Annotated in this window: 13 protein-coding genes and 1 riboswitch; of the genes, 6 read left to right on the plus strand and 7 right to left on the minus strand. The window is 70.8% G+C overall.

Features of this window, described 5'->3' with window-relative positions:
* The 5 genes from BKI49_RS35165 to BKI49_RS01110 form a co-directional block, all read right to left on the minus strand.
* A partial coding sequence (locus BKI49_RS35165) for a hypothetical protein (protein ID WP_095932229.1) occupies positions 1 to 741 on the minus strand: 741 nt, incomplete at its 3' end.
* A gap of 161 nt (positions 742 to 902) precedes the next feature.
* Positions 903 to 1,433 (minus strand): GNAT family N-acetyltransferase, encoded by a 531-nt coding sequence (locus BKI49_RS01095; protein ID WP_095932230.1) that lies wholly within the window; start codon positions 1,431 to 1,433, stop codon positions 903 to 905.
* 291 nt (positions 1,434 to 1,724) lie between these two features.
* Complete coding sequence (locus BKI49_RS35585) at positions 1,725 to 2,282, minus strand: SHOCT domain-containing protein (RefSeq protein ID WP_095932231.1); 558 nt, start codon at positions 2,280 to 2,282, stop codon at positions 1,725 to 1,727.
* A gap of 365 nt (positions 2,283 to 2,647) precedes the next feature.
* The gene (locus tag BKI49_RS01105; protein ID WP_095932232.1) at positions 2,648 to 3,070 is read right to left on the minus strand and encodes a hypothetical protein; all 423 of its coding nucleotides are present in this window, start codon (positions 3,068 to 3,070) and stop codon (positions 2,648 to 2,650) included.
* A gap of 133 nt (positions 3,071 to 3,203) precedes the next feature.
* Positions 3,204 to 4,295 carry a LacI family DNA-binding transcriptional regulator gene (locus BKI49_RS01110; RefSeq protein ID WP_373557507.1) on the minus strand — a complete coding sequence of 364 codons (1,092 nt, stop codon included), beginning with the start codon at positions 4,293 to 4,295 and terminating at the stop codon, positions 3,204 to 3,206.
* Between the two features lie 193 nt (positions 4,296 to 4,488).
* Here BKI49_RS01110 and BKI49_RS01115 point away from each other — a divergent pair, with 193 nt between their 5' ends.
* The 5 genes from BKI49_RS01115 (at position 4,489) to BKI49_RS01135 (ending at position 12,209) form a co-directional block, all read left to right on the plus strand.
* Positions 4,489 to 5,412, plus strand: coding sequence for a carbohydrate ABC transporter permease (locus BKI49_RS01115; RefSeq protein WP_095932233.1), 924 nt, complete (start codon positions 4,489 to 4,491; stop codon positions 5,410 to 5,412).
* Positions 5,413 to 5,416: 4 nt separating this feature from the next.
* On the plus strand, positions 5,417 to 6,361 hold the full coding sequence (locus BKI49_RS01120) for a carbohydrate ABC transporter permease (protein WP_095932234.1): 945 nt from the start codon (positions 5,417 to 5,419) through the stop codon (positions 6,359 to 6,361).
* Between the two features lie 123 nt (positions 6,362 to 6,484).
* Positions 6,485 to 7,828: an ABC transporter substrate-binding protein gene (locus BKI49_RS01125; protein WP_095932235.1), complete on the plus strand. Its 1,344-nt coding sequence runs from the start codon at positions 6,485 to 6,487 to the stop codon at positions 7,826 to 7,828.
* Between the two features lie 102 nt (positions 7,829 to 7,930).
* Complete coding sequence (locus BKI49_RS01130) at positions 7,931 to 10,009, plus strand: beta-galactosidase (protein ID WP_095932236.1); 2,079 nt, start codon at positions 7,931 to 7,933, stop codon at positions 10,007 to 10,009.
* Positions 10,010 to 10,145: 136 nt separating this feature from the next.
* Positions 10,146 to 12,209, plus strand: a complete 2,064-nt coding sequence (locus tag BKI49_RS01135) for an RICIN domain-containing protein (protein ID WP_095932237.1) — start codon at positions 10,146 to 10,148, stop codon at positions 12,207 to 12,209.
* A 92-nt stretch (positions 12,210 to 12,301) separates the two neighbouring features.
* Here the strand turns inward: BKI49_RS01135 and BKI49_RS01140 are convergent, their stop codons facing one another.
* On the minus strand, positions 12,302 to 13,135 hold the full coding sequence (locus BKI49_RS01140; RefSeq protein ID WP_179332285.1) for an alpha/beta fold hydrolase: 834 nt from the start codon (positions 13,133 to 13,135) through the stop codon (positions 12,302 to 12,304).
* Positions 13,132 to 13,986, minus strand: coding sequence for an alpha/beta fold hydrolase (locus tag BKI49_RS01145; protein WP_095932239.1), 855 nt, complete (start codon positions 13,984 to 13,986; stop codon positions 13,132 to 13,134). Before BKI49_RS01145 ends, BKI49_RS01140 begins: the two co-directional genes overlap by 4 nt.
* A gap of 165 nt (positions 13,987 to 14,151) precedes the next feature.
* Positions 14,152 to 14,246: riboswitch (TPP riboswitch) on the plus strand.
* Here BKI49_RS01145 and BKI49_RS01150 point away from each other — a divergent pair.
* Positions 14,237 to 15,652: a purine-cytosine permease family protein gene (locus tag BKI49_RS01150; RefSeq protein WP_095932240.1), complete on the plus strand. Its 1,416-nt coding sequence runs from the start codon at positions 14,237 to 14,239 to the stop codon at positions 15,650 to 15,652. Its footprint overlaps the riboswitch before it by 10 nt.
* The last annotated feature ends 42 nt before the right edge of the window (positions 15,653 to 15,694 follow it).

The following is a 15,694-nucleotide window of genomic DNA, read 5'->3' on the forward strand; positions in this document are numbered from 1 at the left end:
GAGCTCCCGGTCCCCCTGCCAGGTGACCGAGGTCATGGCGGCCAGGCCGCCGTTGGCCAGGCCCTTGTAGGTCACCTTCCTGGCGGGGCCGAGCTCGTGCGCGACCTGTCGCGCCAGGTCCTTCCCCTCGCGGAACAGCCGATCGAAGTCGGCGTCGTATGTGCCGTCCTCCAGGTCCTGGACGTACAGGTTGATCGTGGTGTCGATGCCGGCGACCCACGAGTGCAGGGCCGCGACGAGCCCGTCGGACAGGTGCAGGGCGGCGGCCGGGTCGTCGGGGGCGAAGTCCCCGAACCCGTCGGCGCGCAGCGGACCGCAACCGAACTCGCCTTCCACGGTGACGTCCACCGGATGCGGTGGCGTGCCGTGGCTGTCGCGCTCCCAGTACAGCCGGTCGCATCCCCAGCACACCCACTTCGACGTGCCGTGGCGCTCGTCCCGGTAGCGAACGGCCCATGACGGCCCGAGATGCCTGGCCAGCCGCCGGGTGACCGCCAGGCCCAGTCCGACATGCTTGCGCAGGGCCGGGCGGGAGGCGAAACCCTGCGGCGGGCGGGCCAGCGACCATGAGCGCAGCGGGTCGGCCAGGTCGTCCGGCAGGCCGAGCCCGGGCGCCTCCAGCGCGATGCCGCGGGTGAACGTCTCCACGTCCTCGGGCGCTCCGCCCTCGTACGGCTCGTACAAGGGTGACGGCTCGCCGCGGGCGTGCACCAGCACGTGGCGAGGTTCCTCCAGCGGCATGCGAACTCCCTTGTTCCTTGGGCGGGCTTCGCTCCGTCGGCCGGCCAGGACGGCGCCGGGCGCCCTGGCCGGCCGACGGAAGGGCGGTGTCGGCCGCCGCGCTCGGTCGGCGTACTCGTCCGTCGTCGCCGCGTCCTGTCCGGCCGGTCACGCGCAAGCGGTCAGGCGGTCCACTCGTCGACGAGCAGGCCGAGGACCACCTCGTCCTTGAACCCGCCGTACACCCAGGCCGAGCGCCGCAGCGTGCCCTCGACCGTGAAGCCGCTCTTCCGCGCGGCCGCGATCATCGGCGCGTTGTCCGCCAGGGTCTCCACCTGCAGGCGCTGCATTCCGCGCACCGCGAAGCCGTACTCGCACAGCACCCGGACGATGTCCGAGCCCAGCCCCCGCCCGCGGAAGGCGGGCAGGACGGAAATGCCCAGGTGCGCCATCCTGTTGTGGCTGTCGATGGACCACAACATGGCCGCGCCGACCAGTTCCTGCGAGTCGAGGGCGACCACGGAGAACGGTGCCACCTTCTCCGACGGTTCGGAGACCGCGAAGGGGGATGCCGCCGAGTCCTGTCCGATCGGCTGCCAGGGCCGGGTGTCGCTCTGCGAGCGGACGACCACGTCCTCGTGGAGCCCCGTGTGCAGCACGGGCACGTCCGCTTCGCGCCGGGCCCTGAGCCCGACCTTTTCGCCTTTCATCATCAGGTATGACTACCTCAGGGAACCGGGTCGATCAATCGATTTGTCCGCCGGCCGGTGCCGCGGTGACGGCGGACGAACCGCGCGGGAGTGCCCGCGCCGGCGATTCCCCGCGGCGGAGCGGGCCGGGCCGGCGATTCCTCGCGGCGGAGCGGGTCGGGCCGGAGGGTTCGGGCCACGAAGACGGCAATGGGGGGCCGAGCCGTCACGGAATCGGATGGGCGCCGGGACCGCCGTCGGGCCCCGGCACCGTCGAGGCCCCTGCCGGACCGCCCGCCCGCGCCGCCGTGCCCGTCACATGCGGGCGAGGATCTCCGCCTTCTTGGCCGAGAACTCCTCCTCGGTAAGGATGCCCGCGTCCCTCAGTTCCGCGAGCTGCTGAAGCTGCTCGACCGGCGAAGTCACGTGCGGGGCCGGAGCCAGGGCCGGAGCCGGAGCCGGGGCCGGGGCATGGACGGGGTACGGCGCGACGGGCGCGGGCTGTCCGGGCGCGGGCACCTTGCCGAGTACCAGGTCGGTGAGCAGGTTCTTGATCCCGGGCGCGGCGGCATGCGGTACACGGAAGTCGATCGTGTTGCCCGAGGCGACCACGACCACCTTCGTGTACATCAGGCCGTCCCGCTTGGTCACGACGCTGGAGATGTTCTTCACCGGGATCATCTCGCTGCCCGCTTTGGAACCGCGGACGCCCGTGGCCAGGAGCGAGGCGCCGCCGGTCAGCAGGCCCGCGGTGAGCTTCCCGGCGCTCACGCCACGGCCCCGGGCCCACTCGATCCGGTCGTGAAAGATGGCCACGTCGGCGTTCTTGCCCTCGATGTGGCTCTTGAAAGTCATCAGCGCGTTGCTGGACATGTGGTGCTCCTGACGTCATGACGGCGGCGAGATCTGTGCCGCCAGCAGACAGACACACTCCAGTAGGTGAAGGTTGTACGAGTGAGACGTAAAGGTTTCGCGGACCGCGACGTGACCGGCTGCGGCGAGGATCGCGCACTCGATGGCGCCAGGTCGGCGGTCGGCGGTCGGCGGTCGGCGGTCGGCGGTCGGCGGTCGGCGGTCGGCGGTCGGCGGTCGGCGGTCGGCGGTCGGCGGTCGGGGCGATCTTCCCGGTCCCGTTCACCGCGACGCTCAACTCGCCCTCGGTCCAGGCGTAGCCGCTGTTGAGGATCGCGGCGCCTGCGCGGTCGCAGATCTCGCGCATGGGAGGCCTCCGGGATCGGTCATGGTGAAGGAGGCCTCGCCGGGGGGCATGGTGAAGGAGGCCTCGCCGGGGGCAGCGTCGTGATCACGCCGGCCACGAGCTCGTCGTAGCGGACGTGGACGTACGCGGCGCGCTTGGCGGGCGTCTCCTCGGGGAACCGGACGTCTTGGTACGGCCGACCCCGCTCGACCTGCTTCCCTCCGGCTTCGGCGAGGCCGTCGTAGGGGATCACCTGCCGGAACAGGTCGTCGACGTCGTCGACGAGCCCGTCGTTCAGGTTGTGGGCGGGGCTGCTGACGGACGCGCACCAGAGGATCTCGCCTTGGGCATCGCGGACTTCATGCAGTGCGGGTTCCGCGGTGTCCACGATGATGGCGGCCGTAGTGGGTAGCCGGTCGCGGGTGATGCGAGCCGCGCAGGTGACGGTGTCGAGCAGGGCCATGGTGCGGCCGCCTCGGCGACCTGGGCCGCGGACCGGCAGGCGCGGGTGAATGCACCGGTGTTCGGGGCGGCCTGCTCAAGACCACCCCGCATCGGATGACACCCCCTCACGCCCCCGCCGGACGGCCCCGCCGCTACCGACCCTCCGCCCCAGCAGCCGGCCGCCCCGTACTGTCGCGCACCACCAGTTGTGTGGGCACCAGCGTGGTGCCGTGCTCCACCCCCTCCTGCCGCATCCTCCGCAGGACACCCTCGACACACAGCCGCCCGATCTCGGCGAAGTCCTGGTGCACCGTGGTGAGGGGTGGCAGGAAGGAGCCCGCCTCGGGGATGTCGTCGAAACCGATGACGCTGACGTCCTCGGGGATCCTCCGGCCCCGCTCGTGCAGGGCGCGGAGCAGGCCCAGTGCCATCTGGTCGTTGGCGGCGAACACCGCCGTGCAGTCCGGCCGGTCGGCAAGGTGCAGCCCGGCGCGGTAGCCGGACTCCGCCGACCAGTCGCCGCGCACCACGGGCGGCACGGTCCGGCCCGCCCCGGCGAGTTCGGCGCGCCAGGCGTCGGCGCGGCGCTGGGCCGCGAACGACTCCTCGGGACCGGCCAGGTGCCAGACCGTGCGGTGGCCGAGGTCCAGCAGGTGCCGGACCGCGGAGCGCGCTCCTCCGACCTGGTCGGTGTCGACCACGGTGTACCGGTCACCGGCGTCGGAGTCGGCCACGACGACCTGGACGTGCGGCGGCAGGGAGATCGTCGCGGTGTCGAGGAGATGGACCTCCATGATGACGATGACCGCGTCGACGGCGAGCTCGCCGAGCCGGGAGAAGGCGCCGCGCACCTCGTCCTGGGTGGGAACTGCTACGGGGAGCAGCGTGACGGCGTAACCCTCCTGCGCCGCGGACGTGGCGATCGCCTCCAGGGTGCGCATGTTGCCCGTGGTGGAGAGGTTGAAGGTGATGACACCGATGGTGCGGAACTCGCCGCGCTTGAGGGCGCGGGCCGCGCTGTTGGGCCGGTAGCCCAGCTCCTTCATCGCGGCGAGCACCTGCTGCCGGGTCTCCTCGTTGACGCCCGCGTAGCCGTTGGAGACGCGCGACACCGTCTGGGACGAGACGCCTGCCAGGCGGGCGACGTCCGCCATGGACGCGGTCTGCGCGCGGCGCCGGCCCCGCCGCCCGGTGAGCGTTCGTGCCCGGTCCTCGCTCGTCGAGGCACCGTCCGCTGTGTCCACCCGTCTCCCCTACCGCCCGAGTCTCAGATTCATCAGGTGACCCTTGACCACCGAGATGGGGGCAGTGTAGACATGCCGCCATCAGATGTTTACGTAAACATAACAGCCCGGAGCGCACTCAGGGCATCGATGTTTGCGTAAACATCGCGACGGCGCCCGGCGCCGGTTCCGAGATGGACGAGCGAGGAACGACATGACGACGCTTCAGCCACCGGCCGCGACACGGCCGCCGACCCCGCCACCGGCGAAACGGGACCGCCGCTCCTGGACAGGGTGGGGATTCATCGGCCCCTTCGCGCTGGTCTTCGCCTTTGTCTTCCTGGCACCCATCGCGTATTCGATCTACCTCAGCCTCTTCCGCGACCAGCTCATCGGCGGCACCACCTTCGTGGGGCTGGACAACTACCAACAGGCCCTTCAGGACGACCAGTTCTGGTCCTCACTCGCCCGCGTTTCGCTGTTCCTGCTGGTCCAGGTGCCGATCATGCTGGGCATCGCGCTGCTCGTCGCCCTGGCCCTGGACAGCGGACGGCTCTACGGCCGGGACTTCTTCCGGATCTCGATCTTCCTGCCCTACGCGGTGCCCGCCGTGGTCGCGACGCTCATGTGGGGCTTCATGTACGGCACCCGGTTCGGCCTGGTGAGCGACATCAACGACGCCCTCGGGGTCTCGCTGCCCAACCCGCTGGGGCCCGACCTGATCCTGGCGTCCATCGGCAACATCGTGACCTGGGAGTTCGTCGGCTACAACATGCTGATCTTCTACTCGGCACTCCGCGTCATCCCGCATTCCCTCTACGAGGCCGCGCAGATCGACGGCGCCGGTCAGATACGCGTGATCACCGCCATCAAGCTCCCGGCCATCCGCGGCGCCCTGGTGATCGCGACGATCTTCTCGATCATCGGCACCTTCCAGCTCTTCAACGAGCCGAGCATCCTGCAGAAGCTGGCGCCCAACGCCATCACCACCGACTACACCCCGAACTACTACACCTACTCGCTGTCCTTCTCGGGCCAGCAGCACAACTACTCCGCCACGGTCGCCATCGTCATGGGCCTGATCACCATGGTCATCGCCTACGTCGTCCAGCTGCGCGGCATGCGCAAGGGAGCGTGAAGCGATGAGCACCCCCGTCAGTACCGTCTCCCAGCCCGCGCCTGCGCCGGCCGGTACCGCAACCCCGGCGCCCCGGCTGCGCGCCTCACGCCGGCGCAGCCCCGGCCGCCCCCGGCGCAGCATGCTGCTCACCGCACTGACCGGACTGGTCCTGCTGTACTCCCTCGTGCCGCTGGTCTGGCTCGTCATCAGCGCCACCAAGACCCAGGAGGGGCTGGCCAGTTCGTTCGGACTGTGGTTCAACGGCGACTTCGCCCTGTGGGACAACATCAAGGAGACGTTCACCTACAACGACGGCGTCTTCTCCCGCTGGCTGCTGAACACCGTCCTGTACGTGGTGGCCGGCGCCGGCGGTGCCACCCTGCTGGCCGTCCTCGGCGGTTACGCCCTCGCGAAGTTCACCTTCCCCGGAAAGCGCGCCGTCTTCGCGGTCGTCATCGGCGCCGTCGCGGTACCGGGCACCGCCCTGGCCGTACCCACCTTCCTGATGTTCAGCAAGATGGGACTGACCGACACCCCCTGGGCCGTGATCATTCCGTCCCTGATCTCGCCGTTCGGTCTGTATCTGATGTGGGTCTTCGCGACCGAGGCCGTCCCCGGCGAACTGCTGGAGGCCGCCCGCATCGACGGCGCGGGTGAAGTGCGCACCTTCTTCCAGGTCGTTCTGCCCCTGCTCGCACCCGGCATCGTGACCGTCTCGCTGTTCACGATGGTCGCCACCTGGAACAACTACTTCCTGCCGCTGATCATGCTCAAGGACCCCGACTGGTACCCGCTGACCCTGGGTCTGAACAGCTGGAACGCGCAGGCCGCCACCGCCGGCGGACAGCCCGTGTTCCATCTGGTGATCACCGGTTCGCTCATCACCATCCTGCCGCTGATCGCCGCCTTCCTCCTGCTCCAGAAGTACTGGCAGTCCGGACTCGCCGCCGGAAGCGTCAAGGAGTAGCCCCGCGCCCCGGCTTGCCGCCTCCGCACCACGGCGCACCCGCTCCCCCACCCTCCGACTCCCCCGCAGTTCCTCAACCCTCATCAGGCACGGTTTCGGCCACGACGAAGTGGAAGCACCTTCATGCACATGAACCCCCGCCGCCTGCTGCGCGGCCTCGCCCTGGTCTCCGCCCTCGCCCTGGGCGCGACCGCCTGCGGCGGCTCCGACGACGGCGACGCCGCGCAGAAGGCGGTGTCCGCGAAGGACATCGACGCGGCCCTCGAGAAGGGCGGCAACCTCACGGTCTGGGCCTGGGAGCCCACGCTGAAGCAGGTCGTCGCCGACTTCGAGAAGGAACACCCCGCCGTCCACGTCAAGCTCGTCAACGCGGGTACCGGCAACGACCAGTACAAGGCCCTGCAGAACGCGATCTCCGCGAAGAAGGGCGTCCCCGACGTCGCGCAGATCGAGTACTACGCGCTGGGCCAGTACGCCCTGACCAAGGGGCTCGACGACCTGAACCCGTACGGGGCGGACAAGCTCGCGGACAAGTACTCGCCCGGCCCGCTGAACGCCGTGAAGGCCGGGACCGACAAGATCTACGCCCTGCCGATGGACTCCGGGCCGATGGCGCTGTTCTACAACAAGAAGGTCTTCGACAAGTACAAGATCAAGGTGCCGACCACCTGGGACGAGTACCTGACGGCCGCCCGCGACCTGCACAAGGCCGACCCCAAGGCGTACATCGCCAACGACACCGGCGACGCGGGCGAGACCACGAGCCTGCTGTGGCAGGCCGGTTCGCGTCCTTACAAGGTCGACGGCACCACCGTGAAGATCGACTTCTCGGACGCGGGCGCGAAGAAGTACACCGAGGTCTGGCAGAAGCTCATCGACGAGAAGCTGCTCGCGCCGATCACCGGCTGGAGCGACGACTGGTACAAGGGGCTGGGTGACGGCACCATCGCCACCCTGGCCACCGGTGCCTGGATGCCCGCCAACTTCGCCTCCGGCGTGAAGGCCGCGTCCGGCGACTGGCGCGCGGCGCCGCTGCCCGCATGGACCGCCGGCGACAAGGCCAGCGCCGAGAACGGCGGAAGCTCGCTCGCGCTGCCCGCGCTGGGCAAGAACAAGGAACTCGCCTACGCCTTCGTCGAGTACGCGAACGCAGGCAAGGGTGTGCAGACCCGCCTCGCCGCGGGCGCCTTCCCCGCGACCACCGCGGACCTCCAGTCCAGCGCGTTCCAGAACACCGAATTCCCGTACTTCGGCGGGCAGAAGGCCAACAAGGTCTTCGCCGACTCGGCCGCGAACGTCGCCGCGGACTGGTCGTACCTGCCCTACCAGGTCTACGCCAACTCCATCTTCAACGACAGCGTCGGCAAGGCCTACGTCTCCGGCACCAAGCTGACCGCCGGTCTGCAGAGCTGGCAGGACGCCTCCGTCAAGTACGGAAACGAGCAGGGCTTCACCGTTCAGAAGTAGCCGGCCCGGAAGCGACCGACCGGAAGCGTCCCCGTGGGCGCGACCGGTCGGCGCTCCCACGCACCCTCGTGCCGCACCGTGCGGAACACCGGAAGGACCACCATGATCTCCACCCTCCTGTCCCAGTACCCCCATGGGCCGGACGGTGACCCCACCCCACGTCTCGCGTACGGCGCCGACTACAACCCCGAGCAGTGGCCGCGCGAGGTGTGGCAGGACGACATCCGGCTGATGCAGGAGGCCGGCGTCAACATCGTCTCCGTGGGGATCTTCTCCTGGGCACGCATCCAGCCGGCGGAGGACGCGTGGGACTTCGCCTGGCTGGACGACGTGATGGACCTGCTGCACGCGGGCGGCATAGGCGTCGACCTGGCCACCGCCACGGCGTCCCCGCCGCCGTGGCTCACCGCGGCGCACCCGGAGATCCTCCCGGTGACCGCGTCCGGTGAGACGGTGTGGCCGGGCGCGCGGCAGCACTGGCGGCCCACCTCGCCCGTCTTCCGCACCCACGCGCTGCGCCTGGTGCGGAAGATGGCCGAGCGGTACGCGCACCACCCCGCGCTGGTGGCCTGGCACGTCTCCAACGAGCTGGGCTGCCACAACGTCTACGACTTCTCGGACGACGCCGCCCGCGCCTTCCGCGACTGGCTGCGCGTCCGCTACACGACCCTCGACGGGCTCAACCACGCCTGGGGCACGGCGTTCTGGTCGCAGCGGTACAGCGACTGGGAGCAGATCCTGCCGCCCCGGCTTGCCGCCTCCCACCCCAACCCCACGCAGCAGCTGGACTTCAAGCGGTTCTCGTCCGACGCGCTGAAGGACTACCTGCGCGCGGAGCGGGACGTGCTGCGGGAGATCACCCCGGACGTCCCCGTGACCACGAACTTCATGGTCATGGGCGGCACCAAGGGCATGAACTACGCCGACTGGGCCGACGAGATCGACTTCGTCTCCAACGACCACTACGTGGTGCCCGATCCGCAGGACCGGGACGAACTGTCCTTCTCCGCCAACCTCGTCAGCGGCATCTCCGGCGGACGCCCGTGGTTCCTGATGGAGCACTCCACGAGCGCCGTCAACTGGCAGCCCGTCAACGTGGCCAAGCGCCCCGGCGAGCTCGCGCGCGACTCGCTCCTGCACGTCGCGCACGGCGCCGACGCGGTCTGCTTCTTCCAGTGGCGCCAGTCGGCCGCGGGCGCCGAGAAGTACCACTCGGCGATGGTGCCGCACGCCGGGCCCGACAGCGACGTGTTCCGTGCGGTGACCGGGCTCGGCCGGACCCTGCGGGAGCTCGCCCCGGTCGCCGGGACCACGCGGGAGCCGGCCCGGGTCGGGATCGTCTTCGACTGGGAGTCGTGGTGGGCGAGCGAGCAGGACTCGCACCCCACCTCCCTGCTCGACTACCGGCGGGAGGCCCTCGACTGGTACTCCGCCCTGCTCGCGCTCGGCGTCCGGGCGGACGTCGTCACCCCGCGCGCCGACCTCGACACGTACCAGGTCCTGATCGCCCCGGTGCTGCACGTGGTCCCCGCGGCGCTCGCCAAGCAGCTCACCCGGTACACCGAGAACGGCGGGCACCTGGTCACCACGTACTTCTCCGGAGTCGTGGACGAGAACGACCATGTGTGGCTCGGTGGTTATCCGGGCGCCCTGCGCGAGCTGCTGGGCATCCGCGTCGAGGAGTTCGGGCCGCTGCTCGACGGCGACACGGCCGACGTCCGGCTGGGTGACGAGCTGCCGGGGGAGGCCGCGGGGCGCGTCACGACGGGGACCCTGTGGACCGACCGGATCTCGGTGGTCGACCCCGAGGTGGAGGTACTGGCGCGGTACCTCACCGGTCCCTCCGCCGACCGTCCAGCCGTCACCCGCCGCACGCTGGGCCGGGGTTCGGCCTCGTACGTCTCCACCAGGCTCGGCCCGGACGGCCTCACCGGCCTGCTGCCCGCGCTGCTCGCCCACGCCGGGGTCGGCAGTGAACTGCCCGACGGCGCACGGGGAAAGGTCGAGCTGGCCGTGCGCCGCGACGCCGGCAGCCGCTATCTCTTCCTCGTCAACCGCACCGACGAGCCGGTGCCGGTGGCCGGGCTCACCGGAGAACCGCTGACCGACGGCGCCGAGGAGGACGGAGCGCTCGTCCTGTCCCCCAGGGGCGTCGCCGTGCTGCGGCAGCCGGCGACCTGACGACGAGGTCCGTCGCGCGGTCGCCCTCCCCTGACACCCCCGGACGGTCAGACGCCCGTCCGGGGGTCGTTCCGCCGTGCCCCGCGCGGGGCACGGCGGTGCACCGAAACGTCGATCGACGAGTTGGGAGCACACATTGGCACGCCGTACCCGCACAAGACGGCTTCTGGGAACCATCTCCGTCACCGCCCTGGCCACCGGGGCAACCCTGCTCTCCGCCCCGCCGACACAGGCGGAGACCTCCGCGGCGGCCCAGGCTGCCGTCACCGTCCGGCCCGATCCGTCCTACAAGGAGCAGAGCTTCGAGGGCTGGGGCACCAGCCTCGTCTGGTTCGCCAACGCCACCGGCGACTACCCGCCGGAGATCCGCGAGAAGCTGGCGAAGCTGCTCTTCGACGACGACGGCCTCGCGCTCAACATCGCCCGGTACAACATAGGCGGCGGCAACGCCCCCGATGTCCAGGACTACCTGCGTGCCGGCGGGGCCGTCGACGGCTGGTGGAAGGCACCGGAGGGCACCACCCGCACGGACACCGACTGGTGGAGCGCCGACGACGCGGCCGACTGGAACCCGGACGCCGACGCCACACAGCGCTGGTGGGTGGACCGGATCAAGAAGGACATCGACCACTGGGAGACGTTCAGCAACTCCCCGCCCTGGTTCATGACGAAGAGCGGCTACGTCTCGGGCGGGTTCGACGCCAACGCGGACCAGCTCAAGGAGGAGTCCGTCGACGACTTCGCCGCCTACCTGGCGGGGGCGACCGCACGGCTGGAGAAGGCGCACCACATCAAGGTCGACACCCTCGACCCGTTCAACGAGCCCAACACCGGTTACTGGAGCACACGGCTGGGCGCGGACGGCAAGCCGGTCGGCGGCCGTCAGGAAGGCGCCCACATCGGGCCGGAGCTCCAGCAGAAGGTGATCCGGGCACTGGCCCCGGCCCTGAAGGCCGCGAGGACGGGCACGAAGATCTCGGCGATGGACGAGACCAACCCCGGCTTGTTCACGCAGAACTGGAACACCTACCCGCAGGACGTCCGCTCGCTGGTCGGCCGGATGAACGTGCACACCTACGGCACGGGTGGGCGCACCAGTGTCCGAGACCTGGCCAAGGCGGCGGACAAGCCGCTGTGGATGAGCGAGGTCGAGGGCGACTGGGGCGACGGACAGAGCTTCACGGACATGCGGCCCGGTCTCGGCCTGGCCCAGCAGATGGTCGACGACCTGCGCGAACTCGAGCCGCGCGCCTGGGTGTTCTGGCAGCCCGTCGAGGACTACGACAACATGAAGCCGGGCGGGGAGTCGGCCGAGGGCGGCAACTGGGGCAGTATCCAGGTCCCGTTCAGCTGCACCTCGGCGGACACCCTGGAGACGTGCCCGGTCCGCACGAACACCAAGTTCGACACGGCCCGCAATTTCACCCACTACATCAAGCCGGGAGACCGGCTCGTCAAGACCGACGACAGGTCCAGCGCCGCCGCTGTGTCGAAGAGCGGCAACGCGGCGACCGTCGTCCACGTCAACAGCTCCATCGACTCGCGTACGGTGACGATCGACCTGTCCGGGTTCGGTCACATCGCGGGCAACGCGGCGGTCACTCCCGTCGTGACGAGCTCCGAGGGCAAGCTGGTCCGCGGGACGCCGGTCCGGGTCACCGGGCGGCAGGCGACCTTCACCGTGCCCGCCCAGTCGGTGACGTCGTTCCTCGTCAAGGGCGTGTCCGGGGTGGCCGAGGACGCGGCCCTGCTGCGCGAGGGCCGCGCCTACGAGCTGACCGGTGTGCAGAGCGGCAAGGACCTGACCGTCGCGGACGACGGCACCAAGCTCGTCATCAGGTCCGCGGGCGCGGGGCCGGTCGACGCGGGACAGCGGTGGCGGCTGCTCCGGGTCACCGGTGACACCGGCAGCCGGCAGCGTTATGTGTTCGCCGACGCGGCCGGGGGCAGGCGGCTGGCCGTGCGGGACGGAGCACCGGTGGTGGAGGCGGACGGCGGTCCGCGCGACAGGGCCACGCAGTGGATCATGTCGACCACCGGCGACGGCACGTGGACGTTGGTGAACGCGGCCACCGGCGGGCTGCTGGAGGTGGGCGGCCAGGCCACCGCCGAAGGGTCAGCGGTCACGATATGGACGCCCAACTCCGGTGCCAACCAGCGGTGGAGGATCACTGATGTGACGGATCATCAGGCTTCGTAGGGCTCGCTGTCCCGTCCCCCTTCGCCCGTGCGTGTGCCCGCCCTCTCGGGGCGGGCACATCGGCGTTCGCGGGATGCCGGGACCGCTGGTCGTCAGGGCGTTGCGGAGGTGCCGGGGTGCTCGATGGCCGCGACGAAGGCGGCGATGTCGGCGACCACGCGCTCGGGCTGTTCCCAGTGGACGGCATGGCCCGTCCCCTCGTAGGCGAGCAGGCGTGATCCGTGGATGGCGTCGAGGATCGTCTGCTGATCCTCGCGGGGCAGGATCCCGTCCTGCTCTCCCCAGATGACGAGCGTGGGCACCAGGATGCCCGCGAGGGTGGCGCGGAGATCGGCCTGCAGCAGACCCTCCAGGGTCTCCTTCCAGACGTGCGCGGGAACTTTGAGGTTCTCCTCGACCATGGTCTCGACGAGTCCCCGGGCGACCGGGCGGTCCCCGACGGCCGCGGCCATGAAGGCCTCGACGACATCGCGTGGCACCGGATCCGACAGCCCCCGCACGCTCTCCCGCATCGCGTCGACCGCCGGCTTGTCCGCGAGCGTCGCCGGCACACCGAGCAGCACCAGCCCGGAGATCCGGTCGGGGTGGCTGCCCGCGACGATGCGGGCCGGCACGCCTCCGCCGTCGGCGCCGACGAGGACGGCGCTCGGGATGTCCGCGGCGTCGAGGAAGGCCACGAGGTCTGCGGCGTAGTCCTCGGGCGCGTACCCGGTGGCAGGGCGGTCGGCGTCGCCGTGGCCGCGCTGGGTGGGCGCGTATCCGTACAGCGACGCCGGCAGACGCCGCAACAGCGGCTCGAAGGACCACCAGGAGTCGGCCAGCCCGTGGACGAAGACGACCGGTGTGCCCCCGGGGTACCCGGCCTCGGCGTACGGGAGGGTGAGTCCGTCGCGCAGCTGCGCTGACTTCAGGGAGATCACGGTCACGGCGTGCTGCCTCCTTCCGCCCGTCCGCCCGGAGCCGGCAGCCGGGAGATGAAGCGGGTGAGCGCGTCGACGTACTGCTCCGGGTGGGTGACGTGGGGGATGTGTCCCGCCCCTTCGAGGACCTGGCACCGCGCCTGTGGCACGACCGCCGCCAGCCGGTCGAGGACCTTCGCCGTCCAGGCCGGGCTCTCGGAACCCCGGCTCAGCAGCAGCGGTACGGAGCAGCGGGCGAGGCCGTCGAGATCCAGGGTCGCCCAGCCGGGGTCGGACTGTTCGTCCAGCCAGGTGGGCGCGTTGTGCACGAACGTCTCGCGCACTTCGCCGGGCAGCCGGTCCCACATGCCCGGCCCGAGGGCGACCTCCTCCACGAACAGCCAAGCGGCCTGCTCGTACTCGCCGTTGCGCAGATGGTCGAGGGTGGCGTCGACCGAGGCCTGGGTCGGGCGGAGTTCCGCCATGGCGTCCTGATCGTCGGCGACGATCGCGAAGAGCGGGGGTTCGTGGGCGGTGACGCTCCGGAACAGTCCGGGGCTGCGTGTGGCCAGGCCCAGCGTGATCGAGGCCCCGAAGGAGTTGCCCGCCACATGCGCGGACGCCCCCGCCACCTGCTCGATCACGGCCGCGAGGTCGTCCTCGTCCTCCCGCCGGGTGCCCTGACCCGGTGCCGCCTCGCTGCGGCCGTGGCCCCGCCGGTCGTAGGTGATCACCCGGAACGACGCGCGGGCGTCGGCGTCGATGGCCGGCCGCCACGACATGTGGTCGTTCCAGGAGCCGTGCACCAGGACGAGCGGGTCGCCCTCCCCGACGACCTGGTAGTGGATGCCCAGGTCGCCCGAGTGAAGAAGCGGCATGCCGTGACTCCTCAGCGCGTCCGGGGATGACAGGGCTGCGGGCCGGCCCGCCATACGGTTGCCCCCAGTGTCCGCCGGGACGTGTGCGGCGTCGCCCCCGCGTCGGACATACGGGCTAACACCTGGGCTCACCCGCCGGTCGCGGCGTCCGTTAGGGTGTGCGTCGTACCGGACACGGGGTGCCCCGATCGAGGGCTGAGATCACACCCGTCGAACCTGAACCAGTTCGTACTGGCGGAGGGATGTCTTCATGCCATTGGCGCATGTTTCCGGCGGGCTGCCCGCCGACGGCCGGCCGGCCGTCTTCGACGGCAGGATGCCGGCCGCTCCCGGTGACCTGAGGGTCGAGGGACACGGAATCGAGCCGGTCCCCGAGGGGAACCGGTACGGCGGGGCCGGACGGCTGTTCACGGTGTGGTTCGCCCCCAATCTGACCATGACGGGTGTGTTCACCGGGACCATCGGCGTCGCGCTCGGCCTGGACTTCGGCACCGCGCTCGCCGCGGTCGTCCTGGGCACCGTGCTCGGCGCCCTGCCCACCGCGTATCTGAGCACCTGGGGCGGCCTCACCGGGACCGGCCAACTCCCCCTGGCACGGCTGGCCTTCGGCCGTGCCGTGGCGCTGCCCGGCATCCTGCAGTGGGTGTCGTCGGTGGCCTGGGACGCGCTGATCGGGCTGTTCGGCGGGGACGCGCTGGCCCGTCTGTGCGGCTGGCCGTTCTGGGTCGGAGTGCTGGTCATGATGGCCGCGCAGGGCGCCCTGGGCGTCCTGGGGTACGAGGCGATCCACCGCCTCCAGATCGTCATGACCTTCGTGCTCGCCGCCTCGTTCGCGGTCATCGCCTGGCGGATGCTGGACGGAGTCCACCCCGCCTCGACGGGTGCGGCGGTGGGCGCCGACCGTGCGGGCGCGTTCGTGCTGACCAGCACCATCGCGCTGAGCCTCGCCCTGTCCTGGGCGCCGTACGCGACGGACTTCAGCCGGTATCTGCCGCGGGGCACCTCCCGTCCGCGCATGTTCTGGTGCACGCTGCTGGGTCTCGTGGTGTCGTTCGTGGCCGTGCAGGCCCTCGGACTGTGGGGCGCGTCCGTGCTCACGGACCAGACCGCCGCGGGCGTCGACGAGTTGCTGGGCGGCGGGGCCGCCGGCGCGTTCGGACTGCTGGCGGTGGCGCTGGCCGCGGTGTGCAGCAACGCGATGAACGACTACAGCGGTTCGCTGGCCCTGCAGACCGTGGGGGTGCGTGTGCCCCGCCCGGTGGCCGCCGCACTCGCCGCCGTGCTCGGCTTCCCGCTGGTGCTGTGGATGCACGCGGCCGACACCACCACGCGGTTCCAGAACGTGCTGTTGTTCGTCGGCTACTGGATCCCCGGGTTCGTCGCGATCGTCGTCGTGGACTGGGTCGCACGGGCCCGCGCCCGCGGCGGTGCCGCGTTCGACGTCACCGCCGAGGCGTCGCTGCCGCGGCCGGCCCGGCCCGCACTGCTGGCGTTCGTCGCCGCGTTCGCCGCGGCCGTCCCGTTCATGGACACCGGCCTGTACGTGGGTCCGGTCGCCGAAGCGCTGCACGGCGCCGACCTCTCCTACTACGTGGCGTTCCTCGTCGCGCTCGCCGTGTACGCCCCGCTGCGGTCGCGCGGCCGCACCGCCGTTCCCGTCCGCTGACGGCCCTGCCCGCCGTCCGCACACAGCACCGCTGAGAGGAGC

The organism is Streptomyces sp. Tue6028 (genome assembly GCF_002300165.1).
In the GTDB taxonomy this organism is placed as follows: domain Bacteria; phylum Actinomycetota; class Actinomycetes; order Streptomycetales; family Streptomycetaceae; genus Streptomyces; species Streptomyces siamensis.